We start from the raw sequence: 15,305 nt of genomic DNA, 5'->3' as shown, positions 1-15,305 counted from the left end.
AAGGTCCTTATCGATACGGCGTCCTTGCCGCTCTTCATTTAAAATCGAGTAGTCCACTATTCTCCGGGGCTTATATGTCCTTGGTCTCCCGGCGGACCCCCATGAGGTAGGGGACCACGAACTCCTCCAGCGAGCCGTCGAGCACCGCATCGGGATTGCCGCTTTCCACCCCGGTCCTCAGGTCCTTGACCATCTTGTAGGGATGCAGGACGTAGGAGCGGATCTGGCTACCCCAGCCGATCTCCTTCTTCTCGCCGGCGATGTCGGCCGCCTTCGCCTCCCGTTCCCTGAGCTCCAGCTCGTAAAGTTTGGAACGGAGCACCTTCATGGCGGTGGCCTTGTTCATGTGCTGGCTCCGCTCGCTCTGGCAGGCCACCACGATCCCGGTGGGGAGGTGGGTGATCCTGATGGCGGAGTCGGTGGTGTTGACGTGCTGGCCACCGGAGCCCGAGGAGCGGTAGGTGTCGATCCGGAGATCGCTCTCGGAGATCTTGATGTCGATGTCCTCCTCCTCGATGACCGGAAAGACGAAGACCGAAGCGAACGAGGTATGGCGCCGGGCGTTACTGTCGAAGGGGGAGATCCGCACCAGCCGGTGGATCCCCGCCTCGGCCTTGAGATAGCCGTAGGCGAACTCGCCGGTGGCGGCGAAGGTGACCCCCTTGACGCCGGCCTCCTCTCCCGCCTGGAAGTCGGTGATCTCGGTCTTCCACCCTTTCTTCTCGCAGTAGCGGAGATACATCCGGAGGAGCATCTCGGCCCAGTCCTGCGATTCGGTCCCCCCCGCGCCTGCGTTGATGGAAACGAAGGCGCCGGAGCTGTCGTGGGGGCCGGAGAGCATGCGGCGGAACTCCGCCTGGGTCACCCCGTTCTCCAGCTCGCCGTTCATGGCGGCCACCTCGGCCAGCGTCGCCTCGTCCTCCTCTTCGCTGCCGAGTTCGATCAGCTCCCGGATGTCGCGGGCCTGGCGGTCCAGCGCCTCCCACGTGGTGACGTCCTTCTCCATCGCCATCCGGTTTTTCAGGATCTTCTGTGCCTTATCGGCATCGTTCCAGAAATCTGGACGGTTGGTTAGCTCCTCGAGCTCCTGCATCTGCTCTTTTTTATTGTCGACGTCAAAGAGACCCCCGAAGCTTGTTGATACGCTCGGCGAGCCCTTCGACCTTGGCAATCTCTTCTCTGAACATCGTTTGCTCCTTTGTATGAATAAATCCGGCGCCGGCCAGGGCCGGCGGATGGTTGTCGTTTCTCGGGCGGGCTCTACGGGATCAAGGCGAATCGCCGGGGTGATCCTCCTGATGGCCATCGTCGTGGCCGGCCATGCGGTAGCCAGGATGGTCACCGAGGTCGTCGCCAATGTGGTCGGCGAGGCTGTCCCTTTCATCGGAAGGGATCGGGTAACTCTCGTCAGTCGTTGTAGCCACGGCATCCTCCTTTGGCCGCCCTCCCCTGAAGATGAAGAGTGCCATCCCGAGCGAAAGCGCCAGGCACCCCAGGGCGAAGAGATCCCCGTGGCGGCTGTAGAAGCTCCCCCCCTCCCCGCGCCGGACCTCGCCGGCCAGGGTGGCTTCCTCGAAGAGCGGGGTCATCCCGCGGATGTGCCCCTTGGCGTCGATCACCGAGGAGATCCCGGTGTTGGCAGCTCTCACCAGCGGAACCCGGTTCTCCACCGCCCGGAAGACGGTCATCGAGAGATGCTGGAAGGGGGCCGACGAGTTCCCGAACCAGGCATCGTTGGTGATGGCGACCAGCAGTCCGGCCCCGGCGGAAAGGTAGTCACACGCCACCCCGGGGAAGATCCCCTCGAAGCATATCAGCACCCCGACCTTGCCGGAGGGGGTCTCAAGAGCGACCGCCCGTTTGCCGGGGGAGTAGTCCCCGTTTCCCGGCACCAGCTTGTGGATAAAGGGAAGGAGGCCGCTGAGCGGCACGTATTCCCCGAAGGGGACCAGGTGGAGCTTATCGCTTCTCCCCGTCACCCTGCCCTGTGGCGAGATCAGAAAGGCGCTGTTCAGGTTTCTGAGCTCTCCACCGTCCCGCTCGGAGGCGGGGCTCCCGGTGACCAGGGAGCATCTGAGCTCCGCGGCCAGCTTCTTCACCCTCGCGGCGTAGGCCGGTTCCTTCTCCAGGTAGAAGGGAAGCGCGCTCTCGGGCCAGACCACCAGGGTACCGGGACCCTGGCAGCCCCGGCGGGACAGCCGCTCGTAGGCCGCCACCGTCTGCTCCTGGTAGGCGTGGTCCCATTTCCGGTCCTGGGGGATGTTACCCTGCACCAGGAGGACCCGCTGGAGAGGGCCGGTTTCGCTCCGCTGGAGCGCGGTGAAGCCGTAGCCAAGGGTCGCCGCCAGCAAAAGGAGCAGAGTCAGGAACGCGGTGACCGGGTAGCGCGGGTCCCGCCCCCTCACCCAGCGCCACATCCGGTAAAACACCGCGTTGGCGAAGGCCACCAGGTAGCTCACGCCGTAGACACCGGTCAGGTCGCTCACCTGGATGAGCGGCAGCGTGCGGAACTGCGTGTAGCCGAGCAAGGCCCACGGGAAACCGGTCATAAGATGGGCGCGGAGCAGTTCCCCCGCCACCCACAAAAGCGGAAACGAGCAAAGGAGAGGGATTCCCTTTTCCTCTCCCCGTTTGGAAACCCAGAGGACGAGCGCCGGGTAGAGAGCCAGGTAGCCGGCCAGCATCAGGTACAGCGAGCCGCTCACGGTCCAGTGAAGGTGGCCGAAGCCGGTCATCACGATGTTGAGCCAGTAGAGGATGCCGGCGTAGGCAGTGACTCCCGCGGTGAACCCCAATTTAAAGGCGTCTTTGGCCGGCACCCGGGATGCCGCCGCGAAAAGAGGCACCAGGGCGATCCAAGCCAGCGCGGAAAAGCCGGGCCTCGGGAAAGAGGCGGCCAGCAAAAGGCCGGACAGCCCGGCCAACAGGTAGGGCAGCCTCACCGCCGGGGCGGGGGGCTGGGGTATGCTCTTCACGGTCCTTCGCTATCCTTTTCCTGCGGTCCCGGCTCGCGCCTGACCACCCGCACCTTGGCTATCCTCCGCTCGTCAGCCTCCAGCACGGTCATCTTCAGCTCGGCGTTTTCCACCACCTCGCCCACCAGGGGGATCCTCCCGATCAGGTGGAAGATCAGCCCCCCGAGGGTCTCGAACTTCTCGCGCTCCACCACGATGTCGAAGTGCTCCTCGAGCTCCTCGATGGGGAGCCGGCCGTCGGCCACCAGGACACCCTCGGCATCCACGGTGTAGCGCTCCGTCTCGGTATCGTACTCGTCCTGGATGTCACCCACGATCTGCTCAAGAAGGTCCTCGATGGTGACCAGGCCGGCGGTCCCGCCGTACTCGTCGATCACCACTGCCATATGCACCCGGCGCTTCTTGAAGTCGTGGAGCAGCTCCTCCAGGTTCTTGGTCTCCGGGACGAAGAAGGGGGGACGGATCAGGCTCCTCAGCTCGATCTGGTCGACCGCCTGCCCCCAGTATTTGAGGAGGTCCTTGGCGTAGATGAGCCCGATGATGTTATCGATGGTCCCCTCGTAGATCGGGAGACGGGAGTGGCCGCTGGCTATGATGGACTGCAGGACGCTGGTGACATCCTCTCCGATGGCGACGCAGGCCATGTCGGTCCTCGGAAGCATGATTTCCCGGACCACGGTGTCGCCCAGTGCGAGGATGGAGCGGATCATGGCGTTTTCTTCGGGGTTGATGACCCCCTCTTCTTCGCCGGCGTCCATGATCTCCTGGATCTCCGCCTCGGTAACCTTCCTCTTGCCGGACAAGAGTCTCCCGATCGACTCGATCAACCCCTGCCCCTTGCGTCCGTTATCGTCATCCAAGTGTGTTACCCCTCCGTTTTATCTGCAGTTTTCTCTTGCGTATCAACCGATCCCCTTGAAGAGAACGAGGACCACCACCGTCATCACCGTACCCACCACCGCCCCGAAGACCACCTCCCGCACGCTGTGGATCCTCAACAGGAGGCGGGAGTGGCTCACCATGACCGCCAGCGTGAAGCAGAGAAACGACACCAGCGGGTCCTGGGTGTTGAGCGAGATGGAGGTGGCGATGGAGAAGGCGACCGCTGCGTGGCCGCTCGGGACCCCGCCGTGCAGGGGAGTACCGGTGCCGGTCATGGCCTTCAGGATGATGACGGCGATAAGCACCAGGATGACGGAGACCACGGTCCCCAGCTCCGATGCGGTTCCTACCATGGCGAGAATCCCCCTGTGCAGCGGGAACAGGTACTTGGAGAGCACCAGGTATCCCATCACCGCGGTCCCGAAGGCCGCCACCAGCACGGCTCCGGCGGCCACGTCCTTGGCTATCTTGGCCAGGGGATGGAACTGCGGCGAGATCATGTCAACCACCACCTCGATGGAGGTGTTCAATAGTTCAGCGAACAGCACGAAGGAGATGGCCAGCGCCAGCAGCATGAATTCCATCGCGGTGACCCGGAAAAGGAGCGATAAGGTCAATACCAGCAGCGCGGCGACGAAGTGGTGCCGCATGTGCTTCTGCGTCCGGACGGTGTAGAGAATGCCGTCGATGGCGCAGTTGACCGATTCTATGAAGCGGGTGGGCTTCACCGGGCTCCTCCGGCTGTGTGGCCCGCCGCTTTAGACAAGCCTCTCCTCCTGGAGGATGGCGAAGATCTCGCGCTCCTTGGCCTCCATGCGGGCCGCTTCGGCCTCGCCGCTGCGCTCATGATCGTAGCCGTTGATGTGCAGGATGCCGTGCATGAGGAGAAAATAGAAGCGCTCCAGGAAGGTCTGGCCGGACTCCTCGGCCTCGCGGGCCGCCGTGTCGACCGAAATAACCACGTCGCCCAGGACGTTCGGGTTGATGGTGCCGAACTCCCCCTCCTGCATGGCAAAGGAAATCACGTTGGTGGCCTTGTCGCGGCCCAGGTAGTCGCGGTTCATGACCCGGATGGCGCGGTCCCCCACCACGGTGACCGAGAGCTCCGCCTCAGGACATCCCAAGGCGTCTAAGATCCTCTGCGCCACCCTTCGAAGTTCCTTCTTCCCGACCGTTATCCGCCTTTGGCGGTTCGCTATCGCAATCCTCTGGACCTCGTTTGCCAATCTTGTTCTCCTTGTGCTCCTTGTAGGCCGGCTCCGGATAGTCGATCCGGTGGTGGTAGATCCCGGAAAGTATCGTGTTGAAGCTCTTGGCTATCTCGTGAAGGTTCTTAAGCGTCAGCTCGCACTCGTCGAGCTGGCCGTCGATGAAGATGTTGTTGATGATCTTCTGCACGAGCCCCTGGATCCGGGCCGGCGTCGGGTCGGTCAGGGTGCGCGAGGCGGCCTCCACGCAGTCGGCCAAAAGCACGAGGCCGGCCTCCCTGGTCTGCGGCTTCGGGCCGGGGTAGCGGAAGTCCCGCTCGTCCACCGGAGGGCTCCCCGGGGTCTCCATCCCCTTGGCCTTCAGGTAGAAATAGCTGATGAGCGAGGTACCGTGAGACTGGCGGATGATCTCGATGATCGGGAGTCCCAGCCGGTGCTCGCGGGCGAGCTCGACCCCTTCTTTCATGTGGGAGATGAGGATCAGCGCGCTCATGCTGGGGGAGAGCTTGTCGTGGCGGTTCTCCCCGTCCCCGATGTTCTCGATGAAGTACTGCGGCTTCTTCAGCTTGCCAACATCGTGGTAGTAGGCGGCCACCCGGGCCAGAAGCGGATTGGCGCTGATCGCCTCGGCGCCGGCCTCCACGAGGTTACCGACCAGCACGCTGTGGTGGTAGGTCCCCGGGGCCCGGATCATCAGCTCCCGCAAAAGCGGCGAGTTGAGGTTGGCGAGCTCCAAAAGCTTCACGTCGGTGGTGTACTGGAAGAGCGCTTCGATGAGCGGGATGGTTCCCGACACGTAGACGGCGTTGATGATCCCGCCGAAGAAGGCGAAGAGCAGGCAGTAGACGGCCTGCATGGAGAAGGGGGAGTCGCCGTAGATATGGAAGCAGAGGGCGACCGCCATGTTGACCACGCTCACCTTGATGCCGGCCGAGTAGATGGTCCCCCGCTCCTTGCACTGGCGGACGCCGTGGGCGCCCACGACCCCTCCCAAGAGTGCGTAGACGGCAACCTGGAGGGAGTTGTTGAGCATGAGGCCGGTGAGCGGCGCGCAGACCGCGCAGTAGACCAGGGCCACCTCCGAGTTGAGGATGATCCTCACGATGATGGCGCTGGCGGCGAACGGGAAAAGGTAGAAGTAGCTCGCGGTGTCGACCCCGGGGAAGAGCCCCCCCAAGGCGGTGGAAACGGCGAAGACCAGCTTGAGGATGGCAAAATTCACCACCGTCAAAAGGGAGAGGAGCAGGATGTCCTTGCCAGTCGGGTTGAACTTGCGGATGTTCTTCCTGCCGAAGCGGTAGAGGGCGTAGCTTAAAACGAGCACCAGCCCGTAGATTCCCACCCCGGTGAGCAGCGGCGTGACGCTGCGGGTCTTGAAGATCTTCTCGAGTTTCAGGGCCTGCTCGGCCGAAACCCGTTCGCCGACCCGGACGATCATCTCGCCCCGTTTCATCCGGAAGAGGACCGGACGGACGGCGGCCCGCGCCTCGGCCTTCTTGTCGTCGGTGGCGTCCCGGTCGTAGGTCAGGTTGGCGGAAATCATCCGCTGCACGACCCCACGGACCGCCTGGAGGTCGCCGGGGTGGGTGAACTGGGAAAACTTGAGCGAGGCGGCCTGACGGCGGACGGCGCCGAGATCCACCACCGTCGAATAGTCTCCTCCCGCCACCTCCTGCTTGGTCCCCTGGTCGATCACCAGGATGCCGTGACGGCGGTCGGAGGCGAAGCGGACGGCGTCGGCAACGATCCGCTGGCGGTAGAGGGGAGCCAGGTGCCTGCCGAGCTCGGAGAGGAAGGGGCGTTCCTGCCGGATCCGGCAAAGGGCGGCGAACTCAGCGGGTGAGACCTCCAGCGAGAGGGCGGAGGCAACCGCCAGCCTGCCGCCGTCGGGCTGATCCTTCTTCTCCCTGATCAGCCTTAGTGCGTCGTCGAAGCGGCGGATGATCTCGATGTTGGCGTTGGCGTCCAGACTGTAGACGAAGGGGGCGGTCCCCTCCGCCTCTGCACGCTTCTTCTCCGTGAGGAGGAGGTCCTCGATCAGATAATCTTGGGTGGCGCGGATATCGGAGGTGGCGATGTCCCCCTCCCGGTAATTGACCGAGAGGAACTGGGGGCTCGGAATGATGAGCAGGGTGAGAAAGAAGGCGGTTAGATACAGCAGTACCAGCCGGCTGCGCCGGTCGGTGACCTCACCGGCGAAGTACTCCGCCACCTTCTCCAGCCAGCGGGTGGCCAGCCGCAGGATGGAGCTCTGCTGGATCTTCTGTTTTTCGCCGGCGTCGGTGGGCATTATCTCGGTATTTCCCGCATGTTGGGACGGAGAGTGCGATTTTGAGGCAAGGTGCGAATATATCTCGTTTGCCAGAGCACTGTCAATCTAAACGAAGTTATGCTGGGCACCGCTTTTCCCGGGCACAAGTTAGCAAATATTTAGCAAAACAGCTTCCATTTGCCATCAGATATGTTATATAACACGGATTCCATTAACGGGCAGGCCCCGTTTATCATTAATTTCACACAGGGGAGGAGAGATGAGCCAGATAACCGACGTGTACGCCAGGGAGATCCTTGATTCGAGGGGTAATCCTACCCTCGAGGTTGAAGTATTCCTCGATTCCGGTGCCATGGGGAGAGCTGCGGTTCCCTCCGGGGCTTCCACCGGCGAGCGCGAGGCGCTCGAACTGCGGGACGGCGACAAGGGGCGCTACCTTGGGAAAGGTGTCGAAAAGGCAGTCTCTAACGTGAACGACATCATCGCCGACGAAATCACCGGCATGGACGCCACCGACCAGGCCGGGATCGACAAGCGGATGCTCGATCTCGACGGGACCGATTTCAAAAGCCGCCTGGGCGCGAACGCCATCCTGGGCGTCTCGCTGGCCGTCGCCAAGGCTGCTGCCGAAGAAGTCGGCGTGCCGCTGTACCAGTACATCGGCGGCGCCAACGCCAAAGAGCTTCCGCTGCCGATGATGAACATCATCAACGGCGGGGCCCACGCCGACAACAACGTCGACATTCAGGAGTTCATGATCATGCCGGCCGGCGCCTCCAGCTTCAAGGAAGCCCTCCGGATGGGCGCCGAGATCTTCCACGCCCTCAAGTCCGTACTGAAAGGCAAAGGGTACAACACCGCCGTCGGTGACGAAGGTGGTTTCGCTCCCAACCTGAAGTCCAACGAAGAGGCCCTGGAAGTCATCATGGAAGCCATCGTCAAGGCCGGCTACAAGCCGGGCGAGGAAGTGCTGCTCGCCCTCGACGTCGCCTCCTCCGAGCTGTTCGAAAACGGCGTCTACACCCTCGAGAACGAGCCGGAGCCGAAGAAGACCGCCGCACAGCTGGTGGATTTCTACGAGAACCTGGTCAACAAGTACCCGATCGTCTCGATCGAGGACGGCATGGCCGAAAACGACTGGGACGGCTGGAAGCTTCTCACCGACCGCCTCGGCAAACGGATCCAGATCGTGGGTGACGACCTCTTCGTGACCAACCCCTCCATCCTCAAGGAAGGGATCAAGAAAGGGATCGCCAACTCCATCCTGATCAAGCTGAACCAGATCGGCACTCTGACCGAGACCCTCGACGCCATCGAGATGGCCAAGCGCGCCGGTTACACCTGCGTCATCTCGCACCGTTCCGGCGAGACCGAGGACACCACCCTGGCCGACCTGGCCGTCGCCGTCAACGCCGGCCAGATCAAGACCGGGTCCCTCTGCCGTACCGACCGCGTCTGCAAGTACAACCAGCTGCTGAGGATCGAGGACGAGCTCGACGAAGTAGCCATCTTCCGCGGCGCCGAAGTTTTCTACAACCTCAAGAAGTAGAAAGAAGGCAGCTAGCGCATGCCCCAAAAGGCGCACCCCACCCGGGTGCGCCTTTTTTTGCGCCCCTCCCGTCCCTTTGGCCTCTTGTCACGCCCCGCTGCCGCCGCCGGCTGTCCACATCGTCCACATCGTCCACCTCGCCCACCTCGCCCACCTCGCCCACCTTGCCCACCTTGCCCACCTTGCCCACCTTGCCCACCTTGCCCACCTTGCCCACCTTGCCCACCTTGCCCACCTTGCCCACATTGCCCACATTGCCCACATTGCCCACATTGCCCACATTGCCCACCTTGCCCACCTTGCCCACCTTGCCCACCTTGCCCACCTTGCCCACCTTGCCCACCTTGCCCACCTTGCCCACCTCGCCCACCTTGCCCACCTTGCCCTTCGCCTCCCCCCTTGCGTCCCCCGGCTCATGAGGCTATACTCCCCACCATGTTAACCTTCCAAATCGAACCCCAAGACCATTTCCGCCGCGTTGACAGTTTCCTCCGGAACCTCCTTCCCAGCGCCAACGCCTCCTACCTCAAGAAGCTGCTGGCCTCCGGCCACCTGACCGTCAACGGCGAGCCCCCCCAGCCGGGCCAGATTTTGAAGCTCTCCGACCAGGTAAACCTGAAGGAGAGCAGCAAGACCGCCGCCTTCCTCGGTCAGACCCCTCCGGCGCTGGACATCCTCTTCGAGGACACCTGGATCCTCTGTGTCAACAAGGCGGCCGGCCTTGCCGTCCACCGCACCGTCGATCCCGAGGAGGCGAACCTGGTGCAGGTGGGCGAGGAGTTTCTGAAGAGAAGGGACGGCACCGGCCGCCTGCGTCCGGTCAACCGCCTCGACAAGGGAACCTCGGGTGCAGTGATTCTTGCCAAGAGTGCGGTAGCAGCCGGCATGTTCGGAAAGATGGTGCAGGACGAAGGGTTGGGTAAGCTCTACCTGGCGGTAGTGGAGGGAAAACTTCCTAAAAAGGGGGAGATCGATGCCCCGTTAGACGGAAAAGAGTCGCTGACGAGGTACGTGAGGCTTTTCAACGGCGGTGGCGCCGCCCTGGTCGCGGTCTACCCGCTGACCGGCCGGATGCACCAGATCCGGCAGCACTTCAAACTGATCGGACATCCCATTCTCGGAGACCGCCGCTACGGCGGAAAGCCGGTGACCGGTCTCACTGGTCACGCCCTGCATTCCTTTACCACCAGGCTCGTTCATCCGGCCACCGGCGAAGAACTCGAGATCCCGGCCCCCCTGCCGGCGGAACTTTTGTCACTGCTCACCAAGCTCTCCGCCCAGCAGCAGGAAGCCCTGCTCCAGGCGCTCAGCGAGATCCCTACCTGCGAGATGGCAATCGAGGTCTAGCCGGGCTCACCACCCCTGTTCGCCGATCAGCGGCACAAAACGGACCGCGCAGAGTTCTTCCCGGTGAAAACTGTTCTCGTCGGCCCTGCGGACCCTGACGAGCGTCTGCAGATGGGGAACGGCTCCGACCGGGATGACCAGCCGCCCTCCCACCGCCAGTTGTTCCATAAGTCCTGCCGGGACCTCGGGGGCCCCGGCGGTTACCACGATCCCGTGGTAGGGGGCGTGCTCCGGCCAGCCGAGAGTACCGTCGCCGAGATGGACCAGCACGTTGCGGTACCCCAGCCGCGCCAACCGCTCCCGGGCGCTCTCCGCCAGATCGGGAATCCTTTCCACCGTGAACACTTCGGATGCGCAGCGGCTCAACACCGCGGCCGCGTACCCCGACCCGGTGCCGATCTCCAGCACCCGCTCCCGGCCGCCCAACTGAAGCGCCTCGATCATGTAGGCGACGATGTAAGGCTGCGAGATGGTCTGCCCGTCCTCGATCGGGAGAGGGTTATCGTCGTAGGCGTGGTAGCGAAGCTCGTCCGGAACGAAATTCTCCCTCGCCACCTCCCGTATGGCCCTGATCACCGCCTGGTCGCGAATGCCGCGAGCCACCAGATCCAGGTCGATCATCCGCTGCTTCTGTCCGGCCAATTCCTGCTCTAGATAGCGTGTCATGGCATCCTCCGTGGGACGCTTAATTGTAGCACACGAAGGGGGCCGAACAACCGGAGCGCCCCTCTCCGATGCACGGCTGCCCGCTAAAAACCGCGCAATAGCGGCATGTTAAGCAGGAGCGTAGAACTAAAGAGAGTGTTGACTCTCTTAGGGGGGAGTAGTACACTTAAATCGTAGAAGAGAGGTTCTTTGAAACGAAACTCTGGAGTACACGTATTGGATGCGTTGGGAAACCTGATGATACTTATCCACTTTTGTTCCCAGGTTTCAGACGTGGTGTGCCCGTCCTGAAAGGGAAAGGCCTGAAGCGTTTTCCGGGGACATGCTTTACAAAAGTGCGCGTTACCCACAAATCCATACGGCACTCTGGAGATAGTAGCTGGCACTCAAGGAGATGAAGCCGATAGGCGTGCAAATCTCATCCGCCAGGCGCGTAATCACCGCTTGAAAAAGGGTAGGTACGACGGGGCCACCGGAAGCTGATCATGGTCCTGACAGGAGCATGCCCTCCGACCCCAGACACCTACACCGACGGATAAGGATAAAGCATCTCAGATATTGAGGGCCAGTTACGTTATGAGAGGGCGCGGCCTTAAAAGCACCGCGCCCTTTTCATTTTTTGCGGACGACGCGGCCGCTTTGGTGACTCTCTCGGGGCCGTACCTCTCCTCGCACAAGGAGGAGACCCTCAACACCATGAAGCAGGAGGAGGCCAAACACCGCGATAAGACCCCCATAGGCCACATCATGGAGATCCGCGACGAGGAGGGTCGCAACCGTCACTACCACGGATGGCAAATTGGCCCAGAAACTCGGGCGCGAGGTGTACAAATCACAGAAGGGAGAGCTCCACTATCAATGGAGCCACGACCAGCGCATGGTCAGGGTGGAATGGATGCGGTAAGATCATCCCCACGCCGCCTGAAAGAAAAAGGCCCCCTTGCCGAGTGCGGCAGGAGGGCCTTTTTGCAGCCAAATAAATGAATTAACGGCGGAGTGGCTCCAGCAGGTATTCGAGGCCGTTTGCCTTGATCTCGTACATGCATTGCAAAAGCTCGCCGAGTTCCCCTTCGGGGAACCCCTGCTGCCGATACCATACCAGGTACGGTTCGGGAAGGTCGGCGATCATGAGACCCGCGAACTTCCCAAAGGGCATCCTGGTCCGGACCAGCTTGACGAGAAAACCGGGATCGGGAGTTATCTCTTCCAAGACCGGCCTCTTTTACTTCTTCGGGAACTTGGCTTTCAACAGATCCCCGAGGGTTCCCATCCCTTTGGGAGCCTCGGAAGAGGCCTTACGGAAGGCCTCCATGCTCTCACTCTGCTCCTGCTCCGCACGGCTTACCGATGCCAGCGACAGCGAGATCCTCCGCTGCTCGCGGTTAACCCCCTCAACCTTCACCTCGATCTCCTGCCCCTCGGAGAGTACCTCGCGGGGGTGCTGGATTCTCTTGCCGGCACCAAGCTTGGAGATGTGGATGAGTCCGTCGATCCCGCTGGCCAGCGTAACGAAGGCACCGAACGGGGTGAGACGTGCCACTTTGCCGTTGTGGAAGGAGCCTTCCGGGAACGCCTTGGCCGCCTCTTCCCAGGGATCGGGAAGGGTGTCCTTGAGCGAGAAGGAGAATTTCTCCTTATCCCAGTCCACCGCCTTCACCACGACTTCAACCTCCTGCCCGATCGAGAGAACCTCGGATACGTGCTTGACCCGGGTCCAGCCGATCTCGGAGACCGGCAGCAGCCCTTCGACCGCGCCGATGGAGACGAAGGCACCGAAGTCGCGCAGCGAGGTGACGGTGCCGCGCACGCGGTCGCCGGCCTTCAGCGTTTCCTTGAGAGCCTCTTTCTCCTGCCGTTGCTGCTCCTCGAGCAGGGCGCGGTGGGAGAGGATGATGTTCCTGCCATTTTCGGCGTACTCGGTGATGCGGAACTGCATCTGCTTCCCGACGAAGGCCTGGCTGTCCTCCACCCTTCTCAGGGCCATCTGGGAGAACGGGCAGAAGGCACGGGAACCGGCAACCTTGACCTCAAAGCCCCCCTTGACCTCTTTCTCGACGACACCTTCCACCGGGATACCCGCGGCGAACGCTTCCTCGAGCTGGGCGTTGCCGGCAGCGGCAGCACCTTTGCCACCGATCTTGGTGGTGAAACGCATCTCGTTGTTGCGCGAAGAGATGAACCAAGCGGTGACTTTGTCCCCAACATTGACGGTTACGTTACCGTCGGCATCGGTCAACTCCTTGATGTCGAGGACCCCTTCCCCTTTGCGGCCGGTGTCCAGAAACACCCAATCCTTGGCGATCTTGAGAACGGTGGCCTCCACCTTGTCACCAGGGCTCAAGCGGCCAGTGTCTTTCTGGCTCTTCTCGAACATCTCGGCGAAACTTTCCTCTTCGGTCTCCATCTCTTCCCTGTGCTCGTTATCCATTGTCAGTACCTCATCCAGTATTGGTAGCTCTTCGGTAGTCCGTGAGCATACAGGTCTCCCTGCGCCCTTGTCAACCGGCTTGCCTCAGAGCTTGCTTCACTTTTTCATTTCGCTAAGTCTACCACAAACATCGATGGGAGACAGATTCACGTTAAAGGCAGAAACACCCACGGCCGATACGGTTACTGTTGACGATCTGACAGCGCCAGTAAAAGGGGGAATTATGGGAATACTTGTCTGCTACGATGACTTCACCTACGACATCGTCGACGACCATCAACTTTCGCGCCTGGTAGAAACAGGATTGATTGTAGGGTATGACAGGTCCGCGGACTGGGTCAAGAGCGAAGCCAAGGAACTGACCTTCTCCTCTCCCCCTCCACCTCCAAAGATCGTGCGGGAGATAGCGTAGATCACGGTGTCCCCCTCCCCGCCCCCCCTCTCCGGGAGCGCCCCATCCCCTCCTGCGGATCTATGGTAAGATAAACCGGTAATCTACCATGGACGCAGGAGGCGGTCATGACTCTGCCGTCGGCTTTGAAACGGGTCTCCGACACGATCTGGGAACTCCCCATCACCCATAAAGAGGGGATGCTCGTTCCCGCGCGGATATTCGCCACTGAAAAGTTGATCAACGAAATGGACGCCGGCGTCTTCGAGCAGGTAGCCAACGTCGCGACCCTCCCCGGCATCCAGCATTACGCCTACTGCATGCCGGACGGCCATTGGGGATACGGCTTCCCGATCGGCGGTGTCGCGGCCATGGATCCGGACAGCGGGGTCATCTCCCCGGGAGGGATCGGCTTCGACATCAACTGCGGGATGAGGCTGGTGCTCACCACCCTTACGGCGGACGAGGTGATCCCGAAACTCCACCACCTCGTGGACCGCCTTTTCAACCGGATCCCTACCGGTGTCGGGTGCCATGGCTCCGTGCGGTTAAACGAGGACGAGTTCGCCTCGGTTCTCGAGCAGGGATCGCGCTGGTGCCTCAAGCGCGGCTTCGCCACTGCGGAGGACCTGGAGATGACCGAAGAGGGGGGCTGTTTCTCGGGCGCCGATGCCTCGACCATCAGCAAAAAGGCGATCGAGCGGGGCTACAACCAGCTCGGCACGCTGGGAAGCGGCAACCATTACTGCGAAATCCAGGTCGCTAAGCCGGAGAACATCATGGATCCGGAGCGCGCCGCGGCCTTCGGTCTCGCCATCCCGAACCAGGTGGTGGTGATGTTTCATTGCGGCAGCCGGGGATTCGGCCACCAGGTCGCGACCGATTACCTTAAGGTCTTCCTCTCCGTGATGGAGCGAAAATACGGGATCAAAATCGTCGACCGCGAACTGGCCTGCGCCCCCTTCCATTCCCCCGAGGGACAGGCTTACTTCAGCGCCATGAAGTGCGCGGTCAACATGGCCTTCGCCAACCGCCAGGTGATCCTGCACCGGATCAGGGAGGTCTTTTCGGAGGTCTTCCAGCGCTCCCCGGACGAGCTCGGCATGAACATGGTCTACGACGTGGCCCACAACACGGCGAAGCTGGAAAACCACATCGTCAACGGCCACCGCCGCGAACTACTGGTGCACCGCAAAGGTTCCACCAGGGCCTTCCCCCCGAGCGGCTACGGCATCCCCGAGTGCTACCGCAAGACCGGACAGCCGGTCATCATCGGCGGGAGCATGGAGACTGGCTCCTACCTCATGGCCGGGATGGAGAGCTGGATCGATACCTTCTATACCACCGCCCACGGCAGCGGCAGGAGCATGAGCAGGCATCAGGCCAAGAAAAGCTTCCGCGGCGACCAGCTTCAGCGCGACATGGAAGCCAGGGGAATCTACGTCCGGACCGACTCCTTCGGCGGTCTCGCGGAGGAGGCTGGTGCCGCCTACAAGAACATCGACGAGGTGGTGGAAACCACCGAACTGGCGGGCCTCAGCAAGCGGGTCGCCAAGCTGGTGCCGATCGGGAACATCAAGGGGTAGC

Annotated in this window: 13 protein-coding genes and 1 pseudogene; 4 read left to right on the top strand and 10 right to left on the bottom strand. The window is 62.0% G+C overall.

Annotated features, from left to right (window positions below; translation table 11 throughout):
* Positions 1 to 70: 70 nt before the first annotated feature.
* The 6 genes and pseudogenes from prfB to L4X63_RS23270 form a co-directional block, all read right to left on the bottom strand.
* Positions 71 to 1,187, bottom strand: a protein-coding gene (prfB, locus tag L4X63_RS23295; protein ID WP_250681065.1) for a peptide chain release factor 2 whose coding sequence is annotated in 2 segments (ribosomal slippage) — positions 71 to 1,117 and positions 1,119 to 1,187 — 1,116 coding nt in all. Because the reading frame shifts where the segments join, the coding sequence is not laid out codon by codon here.
* A 261-nt stretch (positions 1,188 to 1,448) separates the two neighbouring features.
* Positions 1,449 to 2,975 (bottom strand): annotated as a pseudogene (gene lnt / locus L4X63_RS23290) (apolipoprotein N-acyltransferase); the annotation flags it as partial.
* On the bottom strand, positions 2,972 to 3,835 hold the full coding sequence (locus L4X63_RS23285; RefSeq protein WP_250681064.1) for a hemolysin family protein: 864 nt from the start codon (positions 3,833 to 3,835) through the stop codon (positions 2,972 to 2,974). The gene L4X63_RS23285 and the pseudogene lnt, both read right to left, overlap by 4 nt.
* A 42-nt stretch (positions 3,836 to 3,877) precedes the next feature.
* Complete coding sequence (locus tag L4X63_RS23990; RefSeq protein ID WP_250681063.1) at positions 3,878 to 4,585, bottom strand: diacylglycerol kinase; 708 nt, start codon at positions 4,583 to 4,585, stop codon at positions 3,878 to 3,880.
* Positions 4,586 to 4,615: 30 nt separating this feature from the next.
* Positions 4,616 to 5,005: an rRNA maturation RNase YbeY gene (ybeY, locus tag L4X63_RS23275; RefSeq protein WP_502799945.1), complete on the bottom strand. Its 390-nt coding sequence runs from the start codon at positions 5,003 to 5,005 to the stop codon at positions 4,616 to 4,618.
* Positions 4,968 to 7,355, bottom strand: coding sequence for an HD family phosphohydrolase (locus L4X63_RS23270; RefSeq protein WP_250681061.1), 2,388 nt, complete (start codon positions 7,353 to 7,355; stop codon positions 4,968 to 4,970). Before L4X63_RS23270 ends, ybeY begins: the two co-directional genes overlap by 38 nt.
* 241 nt (positions 7,356 to 7,596) lie before the next feature.
* Between L4X63_RS23270 and eno the strand changes: the two genes are divergently transcribed.
* Positions 7,597 to 8,886 (top strand): phosphopyruvate hydratase, encoded by a 1,290-nt coding sequence (gene eno, locus L4X63_RS23265; RefSeq protein ID WP_250681060.1) that lies wholly within the window; start codon positions 7,597 to 7,599, stop codon positions 8,884 to 8,886.
* On the opposite strand, the gene L4X63_RS23260 is transcribed toward eno, so the two are convergent.
* A complete protein-coding gene (locus tag L4X63_RS23260; RefSeq protein WP_250681059.1) occupies positions 8,876 to 9,265 on the bottom strand; it encodes a hypothetical protein in 390 nt (129 codons plus the stop codon). The two genes, eno and L4X63_RS23260, sit on opposite strands and share 11 nt — an antisense overlap.
* 56 nt (positions 9,266 to 9,321) lie before the next feature.
* Between L4X63_RS23260 and L4X63_RS23255 the strand changes: the two genes are divergently transcribed.
* Positions 9,322 to 10,233: an RluA family pseudouridine synthase gene (locus L4X63_RS23255; RefSeq protein ID WP_250681058.1), complete on the top strand. Its 912-nt coding sequence runs from the start codon at positions 9,322 to 9,324 to the stop codon at positions 10,231 to 10,233.
* Between the two features lie 6 nt (positions 10,234 to 10,239).
* On the opposite strand, the gene L4X63_RS23250 is transcribed toward L4X63_RS23255, so the two are convergent.
* From L4X63_RS23250 to rpsA, 3 genes are all read right to left on the bottom strand, one after another.
* Complete coding sequence (locus L4X63_RS23250; RefSeq protein ID WP_250681057.1) at positions 10,240 to 10,899, bottom strand: protein-L-isoaspartate(D-aspartate) O-methyltransferase; 660 nt, start codon at positions 10,897 to 10,899, stop codon at positions 10,240 to 10,242.
* 985 nt (positions 10,900 to 11,884) lie between these two features.
* Entirely contained in the window at positions 11,885 to 12,109 is a 225-nt protein-coding gene (locus tag L4X63_RS23245) for a DUF3820 family protein (RefSeq protein ID WP_250681056.1), read from the bottom strand.
* Between the two features lie 12 nt (positions 12,110 to 12,121).
* The gene (rpsA, locus tag L4X63_RS23240; protein ID WP_250681055.1) at positions 12,122 to 13,327 is read right to left on the bottom strand and encodes a 30S ribosomal protein S1; all 1,206 of its coding nucleotides are present in this window, start codon (positions 13,325 to 13,327) and stop codon (positions 12,122 to 12,124) included.
* Positions 13,328 to 13,550: 223 nt separating this feature from the next.
* On the opposite strand from rpsA, the gene L4X63_RS23235 reads away from it, so the two are divergent.
* A complete protein-coding gene (locus L4X63_RS23235; RefSeq protein WP_250681054.1) occupies positions 13,551 to 13,739 on the top strand; it encodes a GSU3473 family protein in 189 nt (62 codons plus the stop codon).
* A gap of 107 nt (positions 13,740 to 13,846) precedes the next feature.
* Positions 13,847 to 15,304 carry an RtcB family protein gene (locus tag L4X63_RS23230; RefSeq protein ID WP_250681053.1) on the top strand — a complete coding sequence of 486 codons (1,458 nt, stop codon included), beginning with the start codon at positions 13,847 to 13,849 and terminating at the stop codon, positions 15,302 to 15,304.
* Position 15,305: the final 1 nt, after the last annotated feature.

Origin of the sequence: Geomonas sp. Red32, assembly GCF_023652955.1 — a bacterium.
Lineage (GTDB): Bacteria > Desulfobacterota > Desulfuromonadia > Geobacterales > Geobacteraceae > Geomonas.
The sequence above is the reverse complement of the archived record's forward strand: the minus strand, read 5'-3'. Positions and strand labels throughout refer to the sequence as shown.

Coding starts and splice junctions, on each gene's coding strand:
- L4X63_RS23270 (WP_250681061.1), bottom strand. CDS start 7,355: ATGCCCACCGACGCCGGCGAAAAACAGAAGATCCAGCAGAGCTCCATC.
- eno (WP_250681060.1), top strand. CDS start 7,597: ATGAGCCAGATAACCGACGTGTACGCCAGGGAGATCCTTGATTCGAGG.
- L4X63_RS23255 (WP_250681058.1), top strand. CDS start 9,322: ATGTTAACCTTCCAAATCGAACCCCAAGACCATTTCCGCCGCGTTGAC.
- L4X63_RS23250 (WP_250681057.1), bottom strand. CDS start 10,899: ATGACACGCTATCTAGAGCAGGAATTGGCCGGACAGAAGCAGCGGATG.
- rpsA (WP_250681055.1), bottom strand. CDS start 13,327: ATGGATAACGAGCACAGGGAAGAGATGGAGACCGAAGAGGAAAGTTTC.
- L4X63_RS23235 (WP_250681054.1), top strand. CDS start 13,551: ATGGGAATACTTGTCTGCTACGATGACTTCACCTACGACATCGTCGAC.
- L4X63_RS23230 (WP_250681053.1), top strand. CDS start 13,847: ATGACTCTGCCGTCGGCTTTGAAACGGGTCTCCGACACGATCTGGGAA.